Genomic DNA, 21,868 nt, shown 5'->3' on the forward strand with positions numbered 1-21,868 from the left:
TACAGCTAAGGTTGCCTGAATGTGAGCTGGTTCGGCGCGGCGGATGGGCGAAGCGCCGTAGCCGCTCTGCATTTGAGCTGGCGTGATGCAGCATTCCGGCCTGAACTTCGAGGTTAACCGCTTCATATCGCATAGCCGGCTAAGCGGTGGGCAACAGTCAGGACGGTTAGGGAAGGTCTGCACAAATCGGCTCTCGATGTGCTCGTCGAGCTGACGCGCTGAGAAAATCGAAGGCATGAAGCAAGCGGACCTGGGCCTGAACCTGACGACCAAGCGCACGCGCAAGCGCGAGTTCCTGGCGGAGATGGAACGTGTGGTGCCGTGGGTTGCGCTGGTGGCCCTGATTGCGCCCTATGCCCCTGAAGGAAAGCGTGGCCGCCCGCCGTTTGCAGTGGAGACGATGTTGCGCATCCACTTCATGCAGCAATGGTTCACATTGAGCGATCCGGCGATGGAAGAGGCGCTGCACGACGTGCCGCTGTTCCGCGAATTCGCAGGCCTGAACTGGGACACCGCAGTGCCCGACGAGACGACGATCCTGCGGTTTCGTCGGCTGCTGGAGGAACACAAACTGGCCCCCCAGATCCTGGCGCTGGTCAACGAACTGCTTGGCGCCAAGGGGCTGTTGCTGCGTGCCGGCACCGTGGTGGACGCCACCTTGATCGCCGCGCCCAGCTCGACCAAGAACGCCTCGGGTGAGCGCGACCCAGAGATGAAGCAGAGCCAGAAAGGTCAGCAATGGTTCTTCGGCATGAAGGCCCATATCGGCGTGGATGCCGACTCCGGCCTGGTGCACACCGTGCGCGGCACCGCTGGCAGCGTCAACGACGTGGTGGAGGCCAACACGCTGCTGCACGGCCAAGAGACCCAAGCGTGGGGCGATGCCGGTTACCAGGGCGCTGGCAAACGGCCAGACGCCAAGGACGGCGTGCGCTGGAGCATCGCCATGCGTCCTGGCAAGCGCAAGCTGCTGGACAAAACTCAGTTGATCGAAAGCCTGACCGACCAGATTGAGCGCATCAAGGCAGCATCCGGGCCAAGGTCGAGCACCCGTTCCGGGTGATCAAGCGCCAGTTCGGCCACGTCAAGGTGCGTTACCGCGGCTTGGCTAAGAACACCGCGCAGTTGCACACGCTGTTCGCGCTGTCCAACCTGTGGATGGCCCGAAGGCATTTGATGCAAGTGCAGGCATGAGTGCGCCTGCAAACGGCCAAATGGCCGGGAAACAGGCCCGCAAGGGGCGAAACGTCGCTGCGTCGCGGGCCAAGATTGCGAGTTGGTTCGATCAGGCCGCATCAGCACACCTCAAAGCGCATTGCGCAGACCTTCCTTAGACCACCAAACCACCAAGTCCATTTCTTATTGGACCAGCGCTGCCACGCTACGGCATTCAGGATTCCGAACAGCACTGGTGCCCCCAACAGATGGGTAAAAAGTAGCGGCAAGGTCCACCAGGACATGGGGCACTTATCGATTTCGTGACACCCAATCGCTGGCCTGTCAGGCGAAGGCCAATCGATATGGCTGAAGATGTAGAGACAAATCCAAGTCAGGAACAGACCATATGCGAAGCCGCCAACGCAGATGGCGGCTCGCTTCATTTTTTCACCCCGTACAAGGTTGCACTCATGCGCAAATCGCATTGGCTGTCGTAGCCCCCTTGTCGCCAGGCGCCGGTTTGTTGGGGTTGCCGGTCAGGTCGTCGTCCCGCAGATCTGAAAACTCGACGACGGGGCCGTCGATCGTGCGCACCGAATCCTTGATGGTGTTGGCCCGCACGCGGGCTGGCTGCACAAGCGTCTTTGCCGCGGCGCTCGCCGGTTTGATGTTCTTGACCATCGTAGATGTTTGTCGGCCCATGCTTGCCGATATTGCGCTGGGGCGTTCAGCAGCCATCACGAGATGGCACCGGCTTCCGCTTGGAACTTTTTCGCCTGGCTTCGCATGCCGCCCGCAATAGGAGTCCAGATGCGGTCCGGGAAGGCTTCGGGTAGTTGTGCCTCGACGACATCGAGAGCTGCCTCGACCTGCTCGACCAAGCCCAGCATTCCCTCCCACACTGCTGGTCCACCGTTCTTCATGGCCAAGTCGTACCAGTGGCGGGCACGAATGCCGTAGACGTCGTAGTGCGCGTTCTTCGATCTCAGCGCCATGGCCAGGCGCACGTCTCGCAGGTGCAGTTGTCCGCGGCCCTTGCCGACATAGGGCCAGACCGACAGCACGTCATACAAGGGCGTCATTTCGTAGGTATTGCCCTGCCGCATGAAGATCGAGAAGTTCTTGGCGTGTCCGTCGGGTGCAGCCATGAGCCAGAAGGCCAACTGGGCAAGTTGGAAGGCCAGCCGGTCCGTGGTAGCGTCCTCGCTTCCAGCCAGCAGCGCCAAGCCCGCCGCGATAGACGGACCACCATCGCTTTCATACTTCAGTCGCGGGGGCAGGCCGATTGCTTGGCAGAAATCCTCCTGAGGTAGCCGGGCAATCCACTTGTTATCGTCCATCCATTCCCGGTCGAAGCGCTCCACGATCAATGCGCGCTGGTCCTCGAAGCTGGCCATTTCGGTGTGGGCCATTGGCAGGCCAAGCGCGCCGATGATCTGGGCGCACAGCCACTCGTTCTCCACGGAGTCGAACATCTCAACTCGGCTCGTGTTGGCAATCACCCCGAGTGGGAGCTTGAAGATATGAGTGCTCGGAGTCGCTCCGAGGGGGCGGCACCATTGGCCGTCCACCCGTGTGAAGGCGGTTTTTTCCTGCGCACCGGCTAGCGAAATCCGGAAGACAGGTGCCTCGTCGCCGGGACGCATGTGCGGATCGGCGGGAACCGCGTGCAGGGCTTGCGCAACTTCCGCCTCGGTCAGCGCTTGGCACTCCACACGGTCCCATCCGTCCGGTGTGGTTCCTTCGGGCAGCAACTGCACGGCGCCCACACAGTCGCGGCCAATCGCTTCCAGCAAGGAGAAGGCGTCCAGCGTTCGGGTCTTGAAGCGCCGACCGATGCGCTCGCGGATGCGATCGTTGTCAGGCAGCAGGTTGTCGAAGTAGTTCGCCACCACCTCGCCCTTGATCTCCAAGGTGCGGGTGATCGGCAGCGACAGGGACAGTGGCCGCCACTTCCCGGAATCCAGCCACGAGGGTGCGTATGTGAAGCTGTGGGTGCCGCGGGTGACCTGCCACGTACCGACCCATTCGCCGTTCATCCAGGCGTTGAGTGCAGCCACTACCAGGAGCCTTTTTTGGGCCGAATAATGAAGTTGCGCCGGGACGTAGGCGCAACATCCATCGTCGGATTGGCATCGCGGAGCGCCTGGGCGTCGGATGAGGTCGTGCCGTCGCTGCGGCTGACGAGGGCAGACTTCGGTGGGAGCCTGCCAGCGCCGGTTAATGGCTCTATGCGCCATTGACCGCCGGAAGGTGTCTTGATATCAAGCTGCGGCACGGGCTTCTTTTTGGGAAGGGGGGCGGATTCGGATGCAAGCGACCTTGCACCGGGGGAAAACCGGTCTGACGCGCCGTCGGCACCATCGTCGCGCAGCACCATTGAGACGCTCAGAGCGGACAGCACCTTCATCAGTTGGTCTACGCTGACGACCCCTGGGTTGTTCTCGATTTCTGCGATCCGCGCCTGCCCCACCCCGAGCAGCTTCCCAAGGGCCGCTTGCGTCAAGCCACGCGCCTTGCGCAGAGCTCTCAGGTGCTCACGGAGTTGGCTTGGAAAGTGGACAGGAAAGTTCATACCGCTTATGTATTGAAGCCAATATACACGCCATGACCAATAATTTCAACATACTGGCTGTGGTGTATGTTGTGAAAAAACTTGCCAGAGCCGATATGTCAAAGTCCTGATGGCGCCATCCGGCGAAGTCCAGCGTGCTTCAGGGGTGTCATAATGGGCTGCGAGCAAGGTGGTTCGATTCCACATGCTTCTTCGGACAGTTTGGTGTACCCAGCGGTGTACCCAAGGAACTGGACGAGTGGGAAAAAGTGAGTGTTGGCGCGGGTTCCAGGGACTTTTTAGAACCAGCCCCAGGCCACCAGTCATTAAAGCCCTTGGTTCTTGCGAACCAAGGGCTTTTTGCCTTGGGCGGATCTTTCCACTGTCGTTCTGGGTCGGCTTGCTATTGCGCCATCACTGCAATCCCGCAATCCCAAGCATCCCGCCGATTCAAGCCGTACTCGACCGCCGCGCCACCCAGTACGTGGCCCCATCCGGGCCGTAACGCTCCTCGTGCGGTTCCAACCGATCCAGTTCGAACGTATCGCCGGGCACCAGGTGGCGCGTGGTGCCCGACTGCGTCAGCCACATCTCGCCCGCCACCACCAATGCACTCGCATGAAAATCGTGCCGATGCTCCTGCACGATTTGCTGCGGGGCCCAGGTGCGAACGAGTGCCTGCTCGTAGCCTTTCGCCAGCGCCTGGCGCTCGAAGTCTTCGAAGGTCGCGGGAATGGGGGCGTGTGGCTCGGCCATGGCGTCAGCTTTTCAGGAATGCGATCAAGGCGGCGTTGAATTCCTGCGCATGCGACAGGTTGAAGCCATGCGGCGCCCCGGCGATGACCTTGAGCACGCTGCCAGGAATCGCCTTATGGGTGCGGGCGCCGCTCACTTCCAGCGGCACGATGGCGTCGGCATCACCGTGAAGGACCAGCGTTGGGACCTTCACGCTTTTGAGGTCTTCGCGGAAGTCGGTTTTGCCGAAGGCTTGGATGCAGTCGAGCGTGCCCTTGGGCGATGCCATGGCGGCGATGTCGCGGGCGTACTGGCGCTGTTCCTCACTGACCTTGAGCTTGCCGTCCACGCTGAAGAAGTTGTGCGTGAAGTCTTCCAGGAACGCCATCCGGTCTTTTTTGACGCCTTCCTGGAATTGCGCAATCGTCGCGTCGTCCAGTCCACCCTCCGGGTTGTCGGCGCTCTTGTAGAGGTAGGGCGGAACGGCGCCCGCGAAGACCAGCTTGGCCACACGCTGGCTGCCGTATTTGGCGATGTACCGCGCGAGTTCGCCGCCGCCCATCGAGAAGCCGACCAGCGTGGCGCCCATGAGATCGAGGCCGGTCATCAGCGCATCGAGGTCTTTCGCGAAGGTGTCGTAGTCGTAGCCCTCCCAGGGTTGCGACGACGCGCCGAAGCCGCGGCGGTCATAGGCGATCACGCGGTAGCCCGCTTCGACGAGTGCTGGGATCTGGGCTTCCCACGAGCGTCCACTCAGAGGCCAGCCATGGATGAGCACGACGGGGGCGCCCTGTCCGTAATCTTCGTAGTGGATCTCGACGGGATGGCGGGCGCTGGATTCGGTTTGGAGCTTGGGCATGGGGGTGCGGACCTCGGCAGTGGGTGGATGTGAGCGGGGGATGGGTGAAGGAAGTCCATTGGGTCCAGAATTTCAAATCACGTCAATCAGACCTGTCCTACTCAACCGTTGGCGCGTTCGGTCCTGCGCGCAGGACGGGCTGCAACGCAATCACCTTCGCGAGCGCGGTGTCTGCGGTGGCGGCGCGGCGTCACGTCGGCGGTGTGCCCTCATACACCTGCAGCCCGCTGGCCTGCTGCTTGGCGCCATACATGGCAAGGTCGGCGCAATGCAGCACCTGGGCGGCCACGGTCGAATTCTCGGGCGAGCGCGCGATGCCGATGCTGGCTCCGACGTTCACCCACTGGTCCGGCCGCACTTGGATGGGCTGCCGGATGGCGCTGACAATGGCAGCGGCGGCCTCCTGCACGCGCTGCAGGTCCTGCGAGCGCATCAGGATGGCGAACTCGTCTCCGCCCAGGCGCGCCAGCGTGTCCGACGAGCGCACGTGCTTCCTGGTGCGCAGCGCCACTTCCTTCAAGACGGCGTCTCCCGCTTCGTGGCCGTAGTTGTCGTTGATGGCCTTGAACTTGTCGAGATCCATCAGCAAGATCGCGTATCCGGTGTTCAGGGCCTGCTGGTTCTGCTCGGCGTTCTGCAGATTGATCTCGAACAGCCGCCGGTTGGCCAGATGGGTCAGCGCATCGCGGTGCGCCACGTTCTCGAGCGGCACGACCACCCGGTTGGTGATGAGGTTCGCGGCCAGGATGGAGAGGAACGAACTGAACAGGATGCTGGCGGCGAACAGCGCCTCCAGCCGCAGGAAAGGCGAGAAGACCGGCGCGAACGGCTTGGCCACCACGGCAATGACGTTGGAGCCCTGCAGCCCGCCCAGGTTGATGACCTTGGCCCGGTACTGCGCGCCGTCCGTCCCTTCCGCCGAAAAGTTCTCGGACGACTGCGCATGCTCGTGGATGCTGCGGTTGAGCACGATGCCGGGCAGGGTCGAGGTGTGGATGACGAAATCGCCTTCGCTCTCCTGCGAAAGGAACGCCATTTTCAGTTGCGTCATCTTGGTGAACTGCTCCACCGCCATGGTGTTGACGCGGTAGCCCAGGAAGATGTTCATGATGGGCATGGGGGCGCTGATGGTGGCCTTGACCCAGTTGTAGAGCACGGGCGTGTGCTCCCCCGCAGCCAGCGGCCCGATGCTGCGGCCGGTCTCGCTGATCTCGGTCGCCAGGGCCTCCAGCGTGGCGTCCAGGTCCATGTCGCGCTCGTTCAGAAGCTGGGTCGCGGAGGCGCGGGCCACGACCTTGTGGTTGAGGTCCGTGAGGACGATCAGCTCGGCCCCCGTGCGGGCCAGCTGGCTGGCCAGCGCCGACTCGATGGTTGCGCGGTTGCCGTTGGCGATCGTGTGCTGCAGCCCGTAGTCTTTCGTGACCAGGAGCGAGGTTTGCTGCCGGTTGTCCTTGCGGGTCGCGGCCGTGTACAGAAAGGTCTGCGCCCCGCCTTCCAGCGCGGAGTCCACGCTTTCCAGCGCGATGTTGCGGTTGGCGAAGTGCAGGAAGACGAACGCCACCACCTGGACGATGATCAGCGCTGGAACCAGCAGCATCAGGAGCTTTCTGGTGGAAGCGTTCGCCAGCGTCTTCTTCATGGATGCAAGCCTCCTCCTGAAATTATGGAATGGAAGGCCGGACCGTGGACGGTCACTGGCCTTGGATTCTTCATGTACCTCTCCGCTTCGAACCCGGCCCCTCGCGCCGGGGACCCGCTTGGCAGGGGCCGGCATTCGCCCTTGCGTTCTTTCTCCGTGCCTCTTTCTGTGCACTTGCATCCATGCCACCGCCATGGCTTCCAGCGGGGTCGGGTGCTCCGTAGCCAGTATAGGGGGCGCCTTGCGATTGGGGCAGGGGTTCGCCTGGGATGGGCTTTGCGGGCGATGCGCTTGCGGCCCCCTCCGGTCCCCGCGCCTTTCGCATAAAGTGGCTGCATGAGCGACTCACCTTCCTACACCCGTTCGCTGAACCTGCTGGGCGCCACGAATTTCCGCGATCTGGGCGGCTACCCGGGCGAGCAGGGGCGGCCCGTGCGCTGGCGCCGCCTGTTCCGCTCCGACCACCTGGCCGCGCTGACCCCCGAAGACGCGCGGGCGCTATCGGCGCTGGGTCTGGCGCGCGCCGTGGATTTCCGGGGGGAGCACGAGCGCGCCACGCTGGCCTACGTGCTGCCCGACGTGGCTTATTACCCTCTGTCCATCGAGCCCACGGTGGTGCAGCGTGCCAAGGAGATGGCGCTGTCGGGCCACACGCTCACGCCCGAGATCGCGATGGGGCTGATGCGCGACACCTACCGCGCTTTCGTCGCGCACAACACGCGCGAGTTCGCCGCGCTGTTCGAACACCTGCTGGACAACGACACGCCGCTGGTCTTTCACTGCACCGCGGGCAAGGACCGCACGGGCTTCGCGGCGGCGCTCATCCTGCTGGCGCTGGGCGTGTCGCGCGAGGTGGTGATGCAGGACTACCTGCTCACCAACGGGCTGTATCGGCGGCCCGCGCAGGTGAACGGGGCTGCGCCGGAGGCGGTGCTGAACGTGCTGTGGCGCGTGCAGCAGGACTTTCTCGAAGCGGCGCTGCAGGCCGTGGACACGGACCATGGCGGCGTGCTGCGCTACCTGGAGCAGCGGCTGGGCGTGGGCCCTGGCGAGCGCAAGCGCCTGGCGCAGTGGTATCTGGAGCCCTGATAAGAACGCGGTGCGCATGAAAAAAGCCGGCACAGGTGCCGGCTTTTTTCGTTGGGCTGGCGGTGCCGCCAAGGCACGGCGGAGCGGACCGGTCGATCAGACCGTGGCGTCCTTGAGCTTCTTCAGCGCGCGGGTCTTGATCTTGACCGAGGCGGGCTTGGCGGGGAACCAGCGCTCGGCACCCGTGAACGGGTCCTTGCCGAAGCGCTTCTTCTTGGCAGGCACTTGCTGCAGGCCGATCTTCATCAGGCCGGGCAGCGTGAATTCGCCGGAGCCCTTCTTGTGCACCGATGCCAGGATGGCCGATTCCAGTGCTGCGAGCACGGCCTTGGCGGCCTTGGGCTCGACGCCGGCCTGCTGTGCCAGGTGGGCGATCAGCGAGGTCTTCGTGAACACTTCCTTCAGCGGCTTGAGCGCGGCAGGAGCGGCCTTGGCGGCGACGGGGGCCTTGGCCTTGGGGGCTGCGACCTTCTTCACGGGAGCGGCCTTCTTGGCCGGTGCTGCGACCTTCTTGGCCACGGGGGCTGCAGCCTTCTTGGCTGCGGGAGCGGCCTTCTTTGCAGGCGCGGTGGTTTTCTTTGCAGTTGCCATGGTGTTGGTATTTCTCGGAAAAAGTGGTGAACATTCCAGCATGCTGGTCGCCGGATTCTAGGGGGTTTGCATCGGCGGGCGCGGGCCGCACGTGGATTGCACGCTGCAAGCGGCATGGATGCTGGGTTCGAAGGCCCCGAGGCGCGCGCAGAAAGCGGTGCCGGCGAGGTGCCCTGCCGATGCTGGGGCCATGCCCACGGCGTTGGCCCCGCGGGTCAATCGCGTTAAGCTGTCCCATCCCCACCGGCGCCATGCAGCGCATCGCAAAGGAATGGCCATGAGCGACACATCCCCCTTCGGTTTCGGCAGGTTCGTGCCGGGCTTCGACTTCCTCCAGAACCTGGCCAAAGGCGCGCCGGGCGGCGTGCCGCAGATGCCCAGCCTGTCGAGCTGGGTGGCCCCGACGATCAGCGTGGAAGAACTGGAAAAACGCATCGATGAATTGAAGGCCGTGCAGTTCTGGCTGGAGCAGAACTCGCGCGCCTTGAGCGCCACGGTGCAGGCGCTGGAAGTGCAGAAGATGACCCTCGCCACGCTCAACGGCATGAACGTGGCGATGGGCGATCTGGCCGGTGCCTTCGCGCCCAAGCCATCGCCTGCGGCGCCCGTCCCCGAGCCCGCACGTGCCAGCCCCGCCGCCTACCGCGAGCCCCAGCGCGAGCCACCGGCCGAGGCGCCCGCTTCCGAGTCCGCGGCCCAAGAAGACGCCGCCAGCGACCACGCAGCCGCAGGTGCGGCGTCCACCGCGCTGCCCGGCGTCGTGGACCCGATGCAGTGGTGGGGTGCATTGACCAGCCAGTTCCAGCAGATCGCGGCCCAGGCGATGGGCGACGCGTCGCACCAGGCCGCGGTGGAGGCCACGCGCGGCGCGGCGGCCGAGGCCTTCAAGACCGCCACCGACATGGCCACGCAACTGGCCGCCCAGGGGCTGCAGGGCGTGCAGGAAGCCAAGCGCATGGCCCAGGCGCCGCAGGATGCCAACGCGCCAACCGCCCGCAGCCGCAAGCCGGCCGCAGCCCGCACCGCAGCCCCGCGCACTCGGCCGGCCGCTGCGCCGAAAAAGGCCGCTGCCAGGAAGCCCGTGGGGGCTCCCCCTTCCGCGGCGCGGCGCGCTGCCGCGCCTGCCGCGGCCAAGTCCGCCGCACCGCGCAAGCGGACGGGCCCGTGACCGCATCTCCCTGCACTTTCTTTTCCGACATGGCCGCCCGCGCAGCGGGCCGCCGCGACCATTGCCACCGACCATGAAACTCTTTCCCAACGGCCACGCCACCCATCCCCAGTGGCGCATGGCGGCCGCGCTGGTGCTGGCGCAACTGCGCGCGCAGATGGCGCTGCCGCAGTACGCCAGCGCGCCCACCCTGGGGGTGCTCTACATCACCGACCACTATGCGGACGAGGCGCAGGCCCTGCTCGATTTCGTGTCGGCCGAACTGCCCGAGGTGACCGACTGGAGCGGCACCGTGGGCGTGGGCGTGGCGGCCAACAACGCTGAATACTTCGACGAGCCGGCGCTGTCCGTCATGCTGCTGGACCTGCGGTCCGACCAGTACCGCGTGTTCTCCGGCGTGGCGCCGCTGGCGCGCAATGCGGCCAGCGGGTTCGTCGCCCACACGGCGCTCGTGCACGCGGACGGCCGCACGCCCGACCTGGCCGAGCTGATCGATGAAATGGCCGACCGCACGGCCACCGGCTACCTGTTCGGCGGCTTGTCGGCCAGCCGCAACGCAAGCGTGCAGTTCGCCGTGGGCGGCAACGGCAACATCGCGGGGCAGGGCGGCGCGCGCGGCGTGTTCGACGGCGGACTGTCGGGCGTGGCCTTCAGCGAGGGCGTGAGCCTGCTGTCGCGCGTCACGCAGGGTTGCCAGCCCGTGGGACCGCTGTGCACCATCACCGAGGCGCAGGACAACGTGGTGCTGGCGCTCGACGGCCAGCCGGCGCTGGATGCGCTGCTGGACACGCTGCACATCTCGCTCGACGGTGACCCGCAGCCCGCGCTGCGCGAAGTGCGGGCCACGCTCGCGGGCCTGGTGGATGCCGGCGTGCAGCCGCTCGGCCGGGCCGGGCATTTCGGCACGGACACCCGGGTGCGCCACATCGTGGGGCTCGACGCCACGCGCCGGGGCGTGGCCCTGGCCGACCAGGTGGAAGAGGGCATGCGCCTGGCGTTCTGCCAGCGCAACGTGGCGGCGGCCCGCGCCGACCTGATGCGCATCTGCGCCGAGATCCGCGAGGAACTCACGCCCGAGGAGGCCGAGACCCTGCCCGCACCGTCGGCCGACAGCGAGCGCCGCGCGCTGGCGCAGGCCCTGGGTGGCGGTGCCGACGGGGCCACGCGCGCGCCGGTGCAGCGGCACATCATGGGCGCGATCTACGTGAGTTGCTCCGGGCGCGGCGGCCCGCATTTCGGGGGGCCGAGCGCGGAGCTGCAGATCGTGCGCCATGCGCTGGGCGACGTGCCGCTGGTGGGGTTCTTCGCCGGCGGCGAGATTGCCCACCACCGGCTGTACGGCTACACCGGCGTGCTCACGGTGTTCACCAGCGAGCACGCGCCGGTCTGAGCCCGGCGACCGCGGGAGGCCCCGCGCCGGCATGCCCGCAGGCCGTGCGCCCCTTCCCGGGGGTGGCCCAACGGGGTTTTGGGCCTTTTTGGCCTCATGCCCTAGAAAATCATGCGGTGACAGCTATAAAAATAATAGCATTTGACTTCAGGTCACTGGCAGGAGCGCGGGCGCGGCCGTGCGCGGCATGCCGGTGAAGGCGAAGTCCACTTCCGGCGCCAGCCCGCTCACGATGCGGGCGATGGAGCGGCCCGAGCCGCAGGCGTGCGTCCAGCCCAGCGTGCCGTGCCCTGTGTTGAGGAACAGGTTGCCGATCTTCGTCTTGCCGATCAGCGGCACGTTGCTGGGCGTGGCAGGGCGCAGCCCGGTCCAGAACTGGGCCTGGCGCGTGTCGCCCGCGCCAGGAAAGAGTTCTTCCACGCGGCGCACGATGGCTTCGCAGCGCACGGGGTTCAAGTCGCGCTGGTAGCCGTTGAGTTCCGCCGTGCCGGCGATGCGCAGGCGGTCGCCGCGCTCGCTGGTGTAGCGCGAGAAGACGAGCTTGAATTCATCGTCCGTCAGGCTCACCTCGTAGGCCGCCGAGGCATCGCGCACGGGCATCGTGACCGAATAGCCCTTGGCCGGGTAGATGGGCAGGCGCATGCCCAGCGGCTCGGCCAGCAGCGGGCTGAACGAGCCCATGGCCAGCACGTAGGCATCGCCCCGCACGCGTTCGAAGCGGCCTTCCGCGTTGGTGATCTCGGCATGGTCGATGGCGCCGCCTGCCGTGCGCAGCGCCGTGATGTGGCAGCCGGTACGGAACTGCACGCCCGCCGCCTGCGCCAGCCGGGCCAGCTCGCGCGTGAAGGTGTTGGCGTCGCCCGATTCGTCCTCGGCCGTGTAGGTGGCGCCGGCCAGTTGCGGGCGGATGTGGGCGAGCGCGGGCTCCAGCCGCACGGCCTCGTCGGCGCTGACCACGCGGCGCTCGCAGCCCAGGGCGCGCATCTGCTCGGCGGGAGCGAGCGCGGCATCGAACTCCCGGGCGCTCGTGTAGAAGTGCAGGATGCCCTGCGTGCGCTGGTCGTACTGGATGCCCGTATCGCGGCGCAGCTGCTGCAGCGTGTCGCGGCTGTAGGTGCCCAGGCGCACGATCTGCTCGATGTTGTGCCGCGTGCGGGCCGGCGTGCATTCGCGCAGGAACTGCAGGCCCCACAGCCACTGGCGCATGTCGGCGCGCAGGCGAAAGAGCAGGGGGGCGTCTTCGCGGCCCAGCCATTTCAGCACCTTGAACGGCGCACCGGGGTTGGCCCAGGGCTCGGCATGGCTCACCGAGATCTGCCCGCCGTTGGCGAAGCTGGTTTCCGCACCGGGAACGCCCTGGCGGTCGATGACGGTCACTTCGTGGCCGAGTTGCTGCAGGAAATAGGCGGAGGTGGTGCCGAGCAGGCCGGCACCGAGAACGATCACGCGCATGATTCACAAGCCTTTTGGAAGGTTTGCGCAAGCAGATCGCCGGCGTGGTGCTATTGACTCGATAGCGTGCAGCCGACGGCGATCTGCCGTGCTGCCGCTCCCCCTGTCCTTGGTACCTGAGAGATTCACCCTGCGCCAACACGGCGAGGGGCTTGCTCCTTCGGTGCGCCATGGCATGCATGGCGGCTCTCCAGACGGCTTTGATGGTGGTGCAGTACGGGACCTGAGCGTGTATGGGAGTTTGCGCCTTCGGTGGAGCGGCCCGGGGGCCGTTCGCTCTCCTGCGGGGTGCATCGTAGCAGCGAAGCCGCGCGGCGCAAACCCCGTGCGCGGCGAAGGGGGCGGGCCGTGCGGTCAGTCGATGCGGATCCGGGCGTCCTTCACCACCTGGGCCCACTTGGCGCGGTCGGTGTGGACGGTCTGGCGGAACTGCGCGGGCGTCTCGATGCGCACGGCGTTGCCCTGCGATTCGAAGCGCTCGCGCACCTCGGGCTGCTCCAGCACCTGGCGCAGGGCGGTGTTGAGTTTCTGCACCACGGCGGCGTCCGTTCCCTTGGGCGCGAAGAGGCCGAACCAGATCGAGCTGTCGAAGCCCTGCGTGCCCTGCAGGCCGCTGGAGGCGATGGTGGGCACCTCCTTGACGGCGGCCACGGGCTTGGCGGTGGTCACGCCCAGCAGGCGCACCTTGCCGGCCTTGTAGTGCGGCAACACGGTCTGCACCTGGTTCATGATGCAGCAGGTCTCGCCGCGCACCACCGACGTGATGGCTTCGGGGCCGCCCTTGTAGGGCACGTGCACCATGTCCAGGCCCAGGCGCGCATTGAATTCGGCGAACGCCATGTGCGTGCCGGCGCCGTTGCCGGTGGAGGCGTAGTTGTATTGGCCGGGGTGGGCCTTCACCAGCGCGACGAACTCCTGGAGCGTCTTCGCGTCGATGACGTCGGGGTTGATGGTGAGCACGTTCGACACGTCGATCAGCGGGCCCACCGGGACGAAGTCGTTCTCCACGTCAAAGGGCAGCTTGGGGTAAAGCGCGGCGTTGCTGCCATGCGTGGCGGCGGTGCCGAAGGCCAGCGTGTAGCCGTCGGGCCGGGCGCGGGCCACGAACTCGCTGGCGATGTTGCCGGCCGCGCCCGATTTGTAGTCGATGACGATGGGCTGCCCGAGCTTCTGGCTCAGGGGCTCCTGCACCGCGCGGGCGACGACGTCGATGCCCGAGCCCGCCGGAAAGCCCAGGATCAGGGTAATGGGCTGCCGGGGCCAGCCGGCCGCTTCGGCGTGGGCGGCGAAGCTGAAGGTGGCGGCCGCGGCGCAGGCCAGGGCGGCGGCGATGCGGCGGGTGGCGTGGTGGGTGATGGGAAAAAGGAGCGGCATGGCAGAGGGGCGCTGAACGCGGGGTGAGAACCGATGCGCCATTGTGGGCAAGCGTTCATGCGCCGCGCGCCATATGCATATGGACCGGGGGCGCGCCGCCGCCATGGGGTGAATGGCTGCGGGCGCGGGGCCGCGCCGGCTCCGCGTGGCTCAGTACCGGTTCGGGTTGTCCGGGCGGCGGTCCTGGCGGTTGGGCACGCCGTCGCCGTCGCGGTCCCAGCCGCCGCGGCGCATCTCCCAGCGGCCGTCGTGCTGCACCCAGGCCGGCTGGCGGTAGACATAGCCGGGGCGGGCGCGGACCCAGTGGCCGGCCACCCAGACATGGCGATGGCCGCGCCATTCCCAATGGCCTGTCTCCCACACCATGCCGCGGCGCGGGGGCGGCACGGCTTCCCGGCGGGGCGGGGGCGGTGCCTGGTACTGCACCATCACGGGTCCGGGCTGCTGGTACACCGGTCCGCCAGACTGCACGATCACGGTGGCACTGGTGGCTGCCCGTGCCACGGTGGTGACGGAGCCCATCGCAGCGAGGGCCAGCGTGGCGGCGGTGAGGGCAATGGTCTTGCGGGTCATGACGATCTCCTTTGGAAAAGCGCTGTGTGTTTTTTTCAGCACCTCCATCGTGATCCTCCAACGTCAAGCCGGTATCGCCGCGGCGCGAAGTGTTGTGACCGGGTGTTTCCGGCCGGGCAGGGGCGAGCGCCCGCGCCTCACCGGGCGGCGTAGCGCGCCAGCAGGGTGCGCACGATGCGCCGGTGGAACGGAACGACCAGCGCCATGTAGACCCGGCCCAGCGTGTTGTGCACATGCACCACGGTGCTCAGGGCGATGCGGGGCGGCCCCTCCGCCGGTTGCCGCTTGGTCAGCGACACCTGCACGTCGAGGTGGCGGTCGTCCTGGCCCATGACCACTTCGTCCTCGGCCAGGTGCCGGATCCGGAAGATGCCCACGCGGTCGCCCACCCGGTAGCTGGCGGCGTCGCGCAGCGGGTGGGCGGCATCGCCACCGAGCGCTCCCAGGTCCTTCAGGCCTGCCAGCCGCACCAGCCGGTTGCGCAGCGCCATGAGCCGGTTCGTCCAGCCGGGCACGTGGGCCAGGGTGGACAGCCAGGCCTGCAGCGCGCTGCCCGCGGGCTCGGGGTCGGTGGCTTCATAGCTGTCGGAGAAGTAGGCACCCGGCAGCGCCGATGCAATGGCGCTGCCGGGTGGCACCGCGACGGTGGTGATCTTTGGAGGATGGGGCATGGGGTGTATCGGGTGCTGGGGCGGTGGGCCGGAAACGAAGGGCGGCGCGGCTCAGCGCCGCATGCTGGTGAACACGTCGAACTCCCAGCTGCGCAGCGCCAGCAGGACGGTGTAGCCCTCGCGTTCGCGCTCGGGCATGCGCTGGTCGGCCAGGTGCTGCTGCGCGAAATCGTGCGCCACGCGCTGCATGCGCTCCCAGAAGGCCGGCGCCAGGCTGCGGCTGATCGCACCGTGCACCAGCAGCACGCCTTCGCCCGGGCCGTCGAAGCTGCCGGCGAAGTAGTCGAGCAGCGCATGGTCGCGAAAGTAGTGCATCACCGGGCCATGGGGGCGCCAGCGGAAGGTCTTGGCGAGCTTGAGGCGGTAGCGGTTCAGGGGGCGCAATTCGATGATGCCGATGCGGTCGAGCTGCGCGAGGTACTTCACGCCCTCGGCCTCGCTCAGGCGGTAGGTGGTCACGATCTGCTCCAGGGTCCACTGGCTCAGCACGCAGATCGCCATGAGCATCAGCTTCTTGTCGGCCACCACGGCCGTTTCCTGCGCCTGGCTCAGTTCCTTGAGCAGGGGCTGGCTATCGGCCACGCGCCGCGCCAGGTCGGCGAAGTCGAGGGCCAGCGCCCGGCAGATCGCATCGATGCGCGACAGCGGCATATCGCCCTTGGCCAGCATGCGCTTGACGCTGGACTCGGCCATGCCCAGGGCCTGGGCCAGGTCCGCATAGGTCATCTGCGCGGATTTGAGTTCCTTCTTGAGGGCGGCAACGAGGTCGGCGGTGGTGCTCATGGGTATCGATTATGGATACCCAGCGTGGCCAGCGATAGGCCTGGGCGCGTTTCGTGCACCTTGGCGTGGCCAGGGTGGAGAGACTGCGTTCCAGTCCCTTTCCCGTCCCCCGTTCCATCCCGCTGCCTTCCGGAGTTTCGTCCATGCCGTTGTCCACCCGTTCTTTTTCCCGCGCCTTCCTCTCGCGTCCGGCTCCGGCCGAATGGGCCTTGTATGGCGCCCTGGCGGTGCTGGCCGCCGTGGGCGCCTGGGGCCCGCAGGTGGCGGCGGACCCGCACCAGCATGCCTTTGCCGACCAGCGCACGCTGTGGGGCATCGCGCATGCCATGGACGTGCTCACCAACCTGCCGTTCGCCCTCATGGGGCTGCTGGGCGTGCGGCGCCTGGTGCAGTGGGTGCGCAGCGGCAAGGCTGGCGGGTGCGGCGAGGGAGTGGCGCAGGCGGCCGGCACCGGCCGCACCACCACGGCGGTGATGGCGGCGATCTTCTTCTCGGGTTTGCTGCTCACGGCCGGCGCCTCGGCGCTGTACCACGCGGTGCCGCACAACATCACGCTGCTGTGGGACCGCATGGGCATGCTGGTGGCCTTCACCGGGCTGGTGGGCCTGGCGGTCGATGGGCGCATGGGTGCGCGGCCCGCCTGGGTGCTGGCCTGTGTGCTGCCGCTGGCGGGCGCGTTGTCGCTGCGGGCCTGGGGCATGGCGGGGCAGGTGCTGCCCTGGGGCGTGCTGCAGGGCGGGGGCATGCTGCTGGTCGCGGCGCTGGCGATGGTGCCGGCGCGGTCCAGCCGGCCGCCCCTGTCGCTGGTGGCCGTGATCGGCTGGTATGCCCTGGCCAAGCTGTTGGAGCTGGGCGACCACGCGGTGTTCGGCTGGACGGGCGGCTGGGTGTCGGGCCACAGCCTCAAGCACGTGGCGGCGGCCCTGGCCGCATGGCCGGTGATCGCAGCGCTGGCACCGCGCCGCGCCCCGCTGCCGGGCGCCTACTGGGCGCAGTGCATGCGGGCGGTGTCCTGGCGCCGCCCGGCGGCGGCCGTAACGGGCCTGCGCCGGGGCACAATCGCCGCCAGCGCGGACGAGGGGGGCCAGCCTGGCGCCGCGGCGCGACGCGTCTGAAGAACCATTCCACACAGGAGCACGGCATGAGCCAAGAACAGGCCCGCATGGCCGACCACCCCCGCGCGGCCGAGCCGTCGCACCCCAACCAGTTCGCCCTGCTGCGCCAGCGCCGCTTCGCACCCTTCTTCTGGACGCAGTTCGCCGGCGCGGCGAACGACAACCTGTTCAAGTTCGCCTTCACCGTGATGGTGACCTACCAGCTCAGCGTGTCGTGGATGCCGCCGTCCATGGCCGGGCTGGTGATCGGCGCGCTGTTCATCCTGCCCTTCCTGCTGTTTTCGGCCACGTCGGGGCAGTTGACGGACAAGTTCGACAAGACCCGCATGATCCGCTTCGTGAAGAACCTGGAGATCGCCATCATGCTGGTGGCGGCCTGGGGGTTCCTTGCCTCCAGCGCCGCCGTGCTGCTGGCCTGCACCTTCCTCATGGGGCTGCATTCCACGCTGTTCGGGCCGGTCAAGTTCGCGTACATGCCGCAGGTGCTGAACGAGCGCGAGCTGACGGGCGGCAACGGCATGGTGGAGATGGGCACTTTCGTCGCCATCCTGCTGGGCCAGGTGGCGGGCGGGCTGCTGGTGGCGGTGCCGGACATCGGCCATGCCTGGGTGGCGGCGGCCTGCGTGCTGCTGGCGTTGGCCGGTCGCGCGGTGGCGCAGTTCATCCCGAGCGTGCCGGCCACCGACCCGGGCCTGTCGATCAACTGGAACCCGGTGACCGAAACCTGGCGCAACCTGAAGCTCGCGCACGCCAGCCCCGTGGTGTTCCGCTCGCTGCTGGGCATCAGCTGGATGTGGTTCTTCGGCGCGGTGTTCCTCTCGCAGTTCCCGAGCTTCGCCAAGGAGGTGCTGCATGGCGATGCGCACGTGGCCTCGCTGCTGCTGGTGGTGTTCTCGGTGGGCATCGGCGTGGGCTCGCTGCTGTGCGAGGTGCTGAGCCGCCGGCACGTGGAGATCGGCCTGGTGCCGCTGGGCGCCATCGGCATGAGCGTGTTCGCCATCGACCTGTACTTCGCCTCCCGCTCCCTGCCGCCCGCGCCGGAGATGGGGCTGGGCGCCTTCGTGGGGCAGGCCGCGCACTGGCGCGTGATGGCCGACCTGGCGCTGCTGAGCCTGTTCGCCGGCCTGTACAGCGTGCCCATGTATGCCCTGATCCAGATGCGCAGCCAGCCCACGCACCGGGCGCGCATCATCGCGGCCAACAACATCCTGAACGCGCTGTTCATGATCGGCAGCTCGCTCATCGCCGGCGCGCTGCTGGGCGCGGGCTTTTCGGTGCCGCAGATCTTCCTGTTCACGGGCATCGCCAACGCCATCGTGGCGTTCTACATCTTCCTGCTGGTGCCCGAGTACCTGCTGCGTTTCGTGGCGTGGGTGGCCTCGCGCTTCGTCTACCGCTTCAGGATCCGGGGCGACGAGCACCTGCCCACCCAGGGCGCGGCCATCCTGGTGTGCAACCATGTGAGCTTCGTGGACGCGGTGCTGCTCATGGCGGCCAGCCCGCGCCCGATCTACTTCGTGATGGACCACCGCATCTTCCGCGTGCCGGTGCTCGGCTGGCTGTTCCGCCTGGCCAAGGCCATTCCCATCGCCCCGCAAAAGGAAGATCCCGCGGTCTATGCCGCGGCGTTCGAGCGCGCCGCGCAGGTGCTGCGGGAAGGGGATTTGCTGGCCATCTTTCCCGAGGGTGGCATCACGCGCGACGGGCAGCTGCAGCCGTTCAAGGGCGGGATCATGAAGATCCTCGAGCGCGCCCGCGAAGAAGGCGTGGCGCCCCCGGTGATCCCGATGGCGCTGACCAACCTGTGGGGCTCGTATTTCAGCCGCATCGAGCGGGGCACCGCGATGGCGCGGCCCTTCCGGCGCGGCCTGTTCAACCGGGTGGGTCTGAACGTCGGGCCGGCCGTGCCGGCCACGCTGGTGCAGCCCGATCTGCTGCGCGAACGGGTGGCGGGCCTGCTGGCCGACTGAAGGCCGTCATTGCAGAGGCCCCGCCGCGGAGGCGGGGCGCGCCGCCTCAGGTGACGGCGAGCGAGGCCAGCCCCTGCAGCCGCCGCTGTTCTGCCGACGCCTCGTCGGTGTCGTCCTCCTCGCGGGCGCGCAGGCTGGCCTGCACGATGGCATCGGCATCCACCGCGAAGTGCGCCCGCAGGGCGGCGCGCGAGTCGCTGCGGCCGAAGCCGTCGGTGCCCAGCGTCACATAGCGCCGGCCCGGCGGCACGAAGGCGCGCACCATCTCGGGCAATGCCACCACGTAGTCGCTCGCGGCGACGATGGGCCCGGACGTGGGTGCCAGTTGCTGCTCGAACCAGCTGCCCACCGCATCGCGCTCGCCCTGGCGCCAGCCGCGCTCGCAGGCCTGCCCCTCGCGCGCCAGTTCCACGTAGCTCGTCACGCTCCACACATCGGCCGCCACGCCGTGCTGCTGCTCCAGCCGGTCGGCGGCTTTGAGCACCTCGCCCAGGATGGCGCCGCTGCCGAAGAGCTGCACGCGGTGCGCCAGTGCCGGCGCGCCCTGCCGCAGCCGGTACATGCCGCGCACCACGCCGTCGTGCGCGTCGGCGGGCAGGCTGGGGTTGGCCACGTTCTCGTTGGTGACGGTGATGTAGAAGAATTCGTCGATCTGCGCCTCGACCATGCGGCGCATGCCGTGGTCCACGATCACGGCCAGCTCGCCCGCGAAGGCCGGGTCGTAGGCACGGCAGTTCGGAATGGTGGATGCCATCAGGTGGCTGCTGCCGTCCTGGTGCTGCAGCCCCTCGCCGCCCAGCGTGGTGCGGCCCGAGGTGGCGCCGATGAGAAAGCCGCGCGCCCGCTGGTCGGCCGCGGCCCAGATCAGGTCGCCCACGCGCTGAAAGCCGAACATGCTGTAGAAAATGTAGAACGGCAGCATCGACAGCCCGTGCGTCGAATAGCTGGTGGCCGCCGCCGTCCACGAGGCCAGCGCGCCGGCCTCGGTGATGCCTTCTTCCAAAATCTGGCCGGATTTTTCTTCCCGGTACACCAGCATCGAGGCGTTGTCCTCGGGCTGGTAGAGCTGCCCGAACGGCGCATAGATGCCGACCTGGCGGAACAGCCCCGCCATGCCGAAGGTGCGTGCCTCGTCGGCCACGATCGGCACCACGCGCGGCCCCAGCGCCTCGTCTTTCAGCAGGTTGCCCATCAGGCGCACGAAGGCCATGGTGGTGCTCATGGCCTTGCCGTCGGCCTCCAGCGCAAAGCCCCCGGTGGCCGGCAGCGGTGGCACGGCCACTTCGGGCGCCCGAGCGCGGCGTGCGGGCAGGTAGCCGCCCAGCGCCTGGCGGCGGTCGTGCAGGTAGCGCATCTCGGCGCTGTCGTCGGCGGGCTTGCAGAAAGCGGCGGTGCGGGCCTCTTCGTCGGTCAGCGGCAGGTGGAAGCGGTCGCGGTAGGCCAGCAGTTCGTCGGCGCCCAGCTTCTTGTGCTGGTGCGAGGTCATGCGGCCCTGGCCCACGCTGCCCATGCCGTAGCCCTTCATCGTCTTGGCCAGCACCACGGTGGGCTGGCCGGTGTGGCCGGCCGCGCGCGCGAAGGCGGCATGCACCTTGGCCGGGTCGTGCCCGCCGCGGCGCAGGCGGTCGATGTCGTCGTCCGACAGGTGGGCCACCAGGGCCTGCAGTTCGGGGCTCTTGCCGAAAAAGTGGCGGCGGTTGAAGGCGCCGTCGTTCGCGCTCAGGGTCTGGAACTCGCCGTCCACCGTCTGCGCGAAGGCCCGGGCCAGTGCGTGGCCATGGTCGCGCGCCAGCAGCGCGTCCCATTCGGAACCCCACAGGCATTTCACGACGTTCCAGCCGGCGCCGGTGAACAGCGATTCCAGCTCGTCCACGATGCGGCCGTTGCCGCGCACCGGGCCGTCCAGGCGCTGCAGGTTGCAGTTGATGACGAAGATGCAGTTGTCCAGCCCCTCGCGCGCGGCAAGGGTGAGCGCGGCAATGGATTCGGGCTCGTCCATCTCGCCGTCGCCGAAGAAGCCCCAGACCTTGCGGCCCGCCGTGTCGCACAGGCCCCGGTCGGCCAGGTAGCGCATGAAGCGCGCCTGGTAGATCGCCTTGATCGGGCCGATGCCCATCGAGCCGGTGGGAAACTGCCAGAAATCCGGCATCAGGTAGGGATGGGGGTAGGAGGTCAGGCCCTGGATGCCCTTGGCCTCGGCGGCCAGTTCCTGACGGTAGTGGCGCAGGGAGTCTTCGCTCAGCCGGCCTTCCAGGTAGGCGCGCGCATAGACGCCGGGCGCGGAGTGCGGCTGAAAATACACCAGGTCGCCGCCGTGCTGCTCGGTGCGCGCATGGAAGAAATGGTGGAAGCCCACCTCGAACAGGTCCGCCGCCGAGGCGTAGCTGGCGATGTGGCCGCCCAGCTCGCCCTGCGCGGCATTGGCCCGCACCACCATGGCCAGCGCATTCCACCGCACGATGGCCGACAGCCGCTGCTCGATCTGCGGGTCGCCCGGGTAGGGCGGCTGTTCCTCCACCCGCACGGTGTTGAGGTACGAGGTGATCCCGGCCGGGCTCCATTGCAGCCCGCGCTGGCGCGCATGGGCCAGCAACGCGTCGAGCAGCGCCGCGGCACGCTCGCGCCCCTGGCGGGGCTCCCAGGCGGCCAGCAGGCCGTCGAGCGCATCGCACCATTCCTGGACTTCCCCGGGGTCGAGCGTATCGGGCAAGGGGGTGGCGCCGGGCCAGCCGAGTCGTGTCATGGTG

At 67.7% G+C, this 21,868-nt stretch carries 19 protein-coding genes and 1 riboswitch; of the genes, 6 read left to right on the top strand and 13 right to left on the bottom strand.

Features of this window, described 5'->3' with window-relative positions:
• The first annotated feature begins 235 nt into the window (after window positions 1-235).
• A protein-coding gene (locus tag AVME950_RS21290; protein ID WP_502869438.1) for an IS5 family transposase occupies window positions 236-1,194 on the top strand; the annotation gives its coding sequence in 2 pieces (ribosomal slippage) (window positions 236-1,025 and window positions 1,025-1,194; 960 coding nt in all).
• Between the two features lie 432 nt (window positions 1,195-1,626).
• Here the strand turns inward: AVME950_RS21290 and AVME950_RS21295 are convergent.
• The 6 genes from AVME950_RS21295 to AVME950_RS21320 form a co-directional block, all read right to left on the bottom strand.
• Window positions 1,627-1,839 carry a hypothetical protein gene (locus tag AVME950_RS21295; protein ID WP_284431337.1) on the bottom strand — a complete coding sequence of 71 codons (213 nt, stop codon included), beginning with the start codon at window positions 1,837-1,839 and terminating at the stop codon, window positions 1,627-1,629.
• 56 nt (window positions 1,840-1,895) lie between these two features.
• Entirely contained in the window at window positions 1,896-3,218 is a 1,323-nt protein-coding gene (locus tag AVME950_RS21300; RefSeq protein WP_284431338.1) for a type II toxin-antitoxin system HipA family toxin, read from the bottom strand.
• Complete coding sequence (locus tag AVME950_RS21305; protein ID WP_284431339.1) at window positions 3,218-3,733, bottom strand: helix-turn-helix domain-containing protein; 516 nt, start codon at window positions 3,731-3,733, stop codon at window positions 3,218-3,220. The genes AVME950_RS21300 and AVME950_RS21305 overlap by 1 nt, the downstream gene beginning before the upstream one ends.
• Before the next feature lie 429 nt (window positions 3,734-4,162).
• Window positions 4,163-4,468 (bottom strand): cupin domain-containing protein, encoded by a 306-nt coding sequence (locus tag AVME950_RS21310; protein WP_284431340.1) that lies wholly within the window; start codon window positions 4,466-4,468, stop codon window positions 4,163-4,165.
• A 4-nt stretch (window positions 4,469-4,472) separates the two neighbouring features.
• The gene (locus tag AVME950_RS21315; RefSeq protein WP_284431341.1) at window positions 4,473-5,306 is read right to left on the bottom strand and encodes an alpha/beta fold hydrolase; all 834 of its coding nucleotides are present in this window, start codon (window positions 5,304-5,306) and stop codon (window positions 4,473-4,475) included.
• A gap of 190 nt (window positions 5,307-5,496) precedes the next feature.
• Window positions 5,497-6,945, bottom strand: coding sequence for a diguanylate cyclase domain-containing protein (locus AVME950_RS21320; protein WP_284431342.1), 1,449 nt, complete (start codon window positions 6,943-6,945; stop codon window positions 5,497-5,499).
• Between the two features lie 336 nt (window positions 6,946-7,281).
• Here AVME950_RS21320 and AVME950_RS21325 point away from each other — a divergent pair, with 336 nt between their 5' ends.
• Window positions 7,282-8,034 carry a tyrosine-protein phosphatase gene (locus AVME950_RS21325; protein WP_284431343.1) on the top strand — a complete coding sequence of 251 codons (753 nt, stop codon included), beginning with the start codon at window positions 7,282-7,284 and terminating at the stop codon, window positions 8,032-8,034.
• Between the two features lie 96 nt (window positions 8,035-8,130).
• On the opposite strand, the gene AVME950_RS21330 is transcribed toward AVME950_RS21325, so the two are convergent.
• A complete protein-coding gene (locus tag AVME950_RS21330; protein WP_284402479.1) occupies window positions 8,131-8,625 on the bottom strand; it encodes an HU family DNA-binding protein in 495 nt (164 codons plus the stop codon).
• A 277-nt stretch (window positions 8,626-8,902) separates the two neighbouring features.
• Here AVME950_RS21330 and AVME950_RS21335 point away from each other — a divergent pair, with 277 nt between their 5' ends.
• Together AVME950_RS21335 and AVME950_RS21340 are read left to right on the top strand one after the other, a co-directional pair.
• Window positions 8,903-9,793, top strand: coding sequence for a PhaM family polyhydroxyalkanoate granule multifunctional regulatory protein (locus tag AVME950_RS21335; RefSeq protein ID WP_284431344.1), 891 nt, complete (start codon window positions 8,903-8,905; stop codon window positions 9,791-9,793).
• A 73-nt stretch (window positions 9,794-9,866) separates the two neighbouring features.
• The gene (locus AVME950_RS21340; RefSeq protein ID WP_284431345.1) at window positions 9,867-11,183 is read left to right on the top strand and encodes an FIST signal transduction protein; all 1,317 of its coding nucleotides are present in this window, start codon (window positions 9,867-9,869) and stop codon (window positions 11,181-11,183) included.
• 147 nt (window positions 11,184-11,330) lie between these two features.
• On the opposite strand, the gene AVME950_RS21345 is transcribed toward AVME950_RS21340, so the two are convergent.
• The 5 genes from AVME950_RS21345 to AVME950_RS21365 all read right to left on the bottom strand — a co-directional run bounded on the left by AVME950_RS21345 (window position 11,331) and on the right by AVME950_RS21365 (window position 16,036).
• Complete coding sequence (locus AVME950_RS21345; protein ID WP_284431346.1) at window positions 11,331-12,635, bottom strand: D-amino acid dehydrogenase; 1,305 nt, start codon at window positions 12,633-12,635, stop codon at window positions 11,331-11,333.
• A gap of 93 nt (window positions 12,636-12,728) precedes the next feature.
• Window positions 12,729-12,839: riboswitch (glycine riboswitch) on the bottom strand.
• Between the two features lie 150 nt (window positions 12,840-12,989).
• The gene (locus AVME950_RS21350) at window positions 12,990-14,009 is read right to left on the bottom strand and encodes a Bug family tripartite tricarboxylate transporter substrate binding protein (RefSeq protein WP_284431347.1); all 1,020 of its coding nucleotides are present in this window, start codon (window positions 14,007-14,009) and stop codon (window positions 12,990-12,992) included.
• 150 nt (window positions 14,010-14,159) lie between these two features.
• Window positions 14,160-14,582 (bottom strand): YXWGXW repeat-containing protein, encoded by a 423-nt coding sequence (locus tag AVME950_RS21355; protein WP_272566806.1) that lies wholly within the window; start codon window positions 14,580-14,582, stop codon window positions 14,160-14,162.
• Window positions 14,583-14,719: 137 nt separating this feature from the next.
• The gene (locus AVME950_RS21360; protein WP_284431348.1) at window positions 14,720-15,253 is read right to left on the bottom strand and encodes a DUF2867 domain-containing protein; all 534 of its coding nucleotides are present in this window, start codon (window positions 15,251-15,253) and stop codon (window positions 14,720-14,722) included.
• 51 nt (window positions 15,254-15,304) lie between these two features.
• Window positions 15,305-16,036 (bottom strand): helix-turn-helix domain-containing protein, encoded by a 732-nt coding sequence (locus AVME950_RS21365; protein ID WP_284402471.1) that lies wholly within the window; start codon window positions 16,034-16,036, stop codon window positions 15,305-15,307.
• 143 nt (window positions 16,037-16,179) lie between these two features.
• On the opposite strand from AVME950_RS21365, the gene AVME950_RS21370 reads away from it, so the two are divergent.
• Complete coding sequence (locus AVME950_RS21370; protein WP_284431349.1) at window positions 16,180-17,151, top strand: hypothetical protein; 972 nt, start codon at window positions 16,180-16,182, stop codon at window positions 17,149-17,151.
• Between the two features lie 26 nt (window positions 17,152-17,177).
• Complete coding sequence (locus tag AVME950_RS21375) at window positions 17,178-19,121, top strand: MFS transporter (protein ID WP_284431350.1); 1,944 nt, start codon at window positions 17,178-17,180, stop codon at window positions 19,119-19,121.
• A gap of 46 nt (window positions 19,122-19,167) precedes the next feature.
• Here the strand turns inward: AVME950_RS21375 and mdeB are convergent, their stop codons facing one another.
• Complete coding sequence (gene mdeB / locus AVME950_RS21380) at window positions 19,168-21,864, bottom strand: alpha-ketoglutarate dehydrogenase (protein ID WP_284431351.1); 2,697 nt, start codon at window positions 21,862-21,864, stop codon at window positions 19,168-19,170.
• Window positions 21,865-21,868 lie beyond the last annotated feature (4 nt).

The sequence above is a fragment of the Acidovorax sp. SUPP950 genome, from assembly GCF_030158935.1.
GTDB lineage: Bacteria > Pseudomonadota > Gammaproteobacteria > Burkholderiales > Burkholderiaceae_C > Paracidovorax.

What these genes read in the sequence shown, in the direction of transcription:
- AVME950_RS21295 (WP_284431337.1), bottom strand. Translation starts at nt 1,839, where the DNA reads ATGGTCAAGAACATCAAACCGGCGAGCGCCGCGGCAAAGACGCTTGTG.
- AVME950_RS21305 (WP_284431339.1), bottom strand. Translation starts at nt 3,733, where the DNA reads ATGAACTTTCCTGTCCACTTTCCAAGCCAACTCCGTGAGCACCTGAGA.
- AVME950_RS21310 (WP_284431340.1), bottom strand. Translation starts at nt 4,468, where the DNA reads ATGGCCGAGCCACACGCCCCCATTCCCGCGACCTTCGAAGACTTCGAG.
- AVME950_RS21315 (WP_284431341.1), bottom strand. Translation starts at nt 5,306, where the DNA reads ATGCCCAAGCTCCAAACCGAATCCAGCGCCCGCCATCCCGTCGAGATC.
- AVME950_RS21320 (WP_284431342.1), bottom strand. Translation starts at nt 6,945, where the DNA reads ATGAAGAAGACGCTGGCGAACGCTTCCACCAGAAAGCTCCTGATGCTG.
- AVME950_RS21325 (WP_284431343.1), top strand. Translation starts at nt 7,282, where the DNA reads ATGAGCGACTCACCTTCCTACACCCGTTCGCTGAACCTGCTGGGCGCC.
- AVME950_RS21330 (WP_284402479.1), bottom strand. Translation starts at nt 8,625, where the DNA reads ATGGCAACTGCAAAGAAAACCACCGCGCCTGCAAAGAAGGCCGCTCCC.
- AVME950_RS21335 (WP_284431344.1), top strand. Translation starts at nt 8,903, where the DNA reads ATGAGCGACACATCCCCCTTCGGTTTCGGCAGGTTCGTGCCGGGCTTC.
- AVME950_RS21340 (WP_284431345.1), top strand. Translation starts at nt 9,867, where the DNA reads ATGAAACTCTTTCCCAACGGCCACGCCACCCATCCCCAGTGGCGCATG.
- AVME950_RS21345 (WP_284431346.1), bottom strand. Translation starts at nt 12,635, where the DNA reads ATGCGCGTGATCGTTCTCGGTGCCGGCCTGCTCGGCACCACCTCCGCC.
- AVME950_RS21350 (WP_284431347.1), bottom strand. Translation starts at nt 14,009, where the DNA reads ATGCCGCTCCTTTTTCCCATCACCCACCACGCCACCCGCCGCATCGCC.
- AVME950_RS21355 (WP_272566806.1), bottom strand. Translation starts at nt 14,582, where the DNA reads ATGACCCGCAAGACCATTGCCCTCACCGCCGCCACGCTGGCCCTCGCT.
- AVME950_RS21360 (WP_284431348.1), bottom strand. Translation starts at nt 15,253, where the DNA reads ATGCCCCATCCTCCAAAGATCACCACCGTCGCGGTGCCACCCGGCAGC.
- AVME950_RS21365 (WP_284402471.1), bottom strand. Translation starts at nt 16,036, where the DNA reads ATGAGCACCACCGCCGACCTCGTTGCCGCCCTCAAGAAGGAACTCAAA.
- AVME950_RS21370 (WP_284431349.1), top strand. Translation starts at nt 16,180, where the DNA reads ATGCCGTTGTCCACCCGTTCTTTTTCCCGCGCCTTCCTCTCGCGTCCG.
- AVME950_RS21375 (WP_284431350.1), top strand. Translation starts at nt 17,178, where the DNA reads ATGAGCCAAGAACAGGCCCGCATGGCCGACCACCCCCGCGCGGCCGAG.
- mdeB (WP_284431351.1), bottom strand. Translation starts at nt 21,864, where the DNA reads ATGACACGACTCGGCTGGCCCGGCGCCACCCCCTTGCCCGATACGCTC.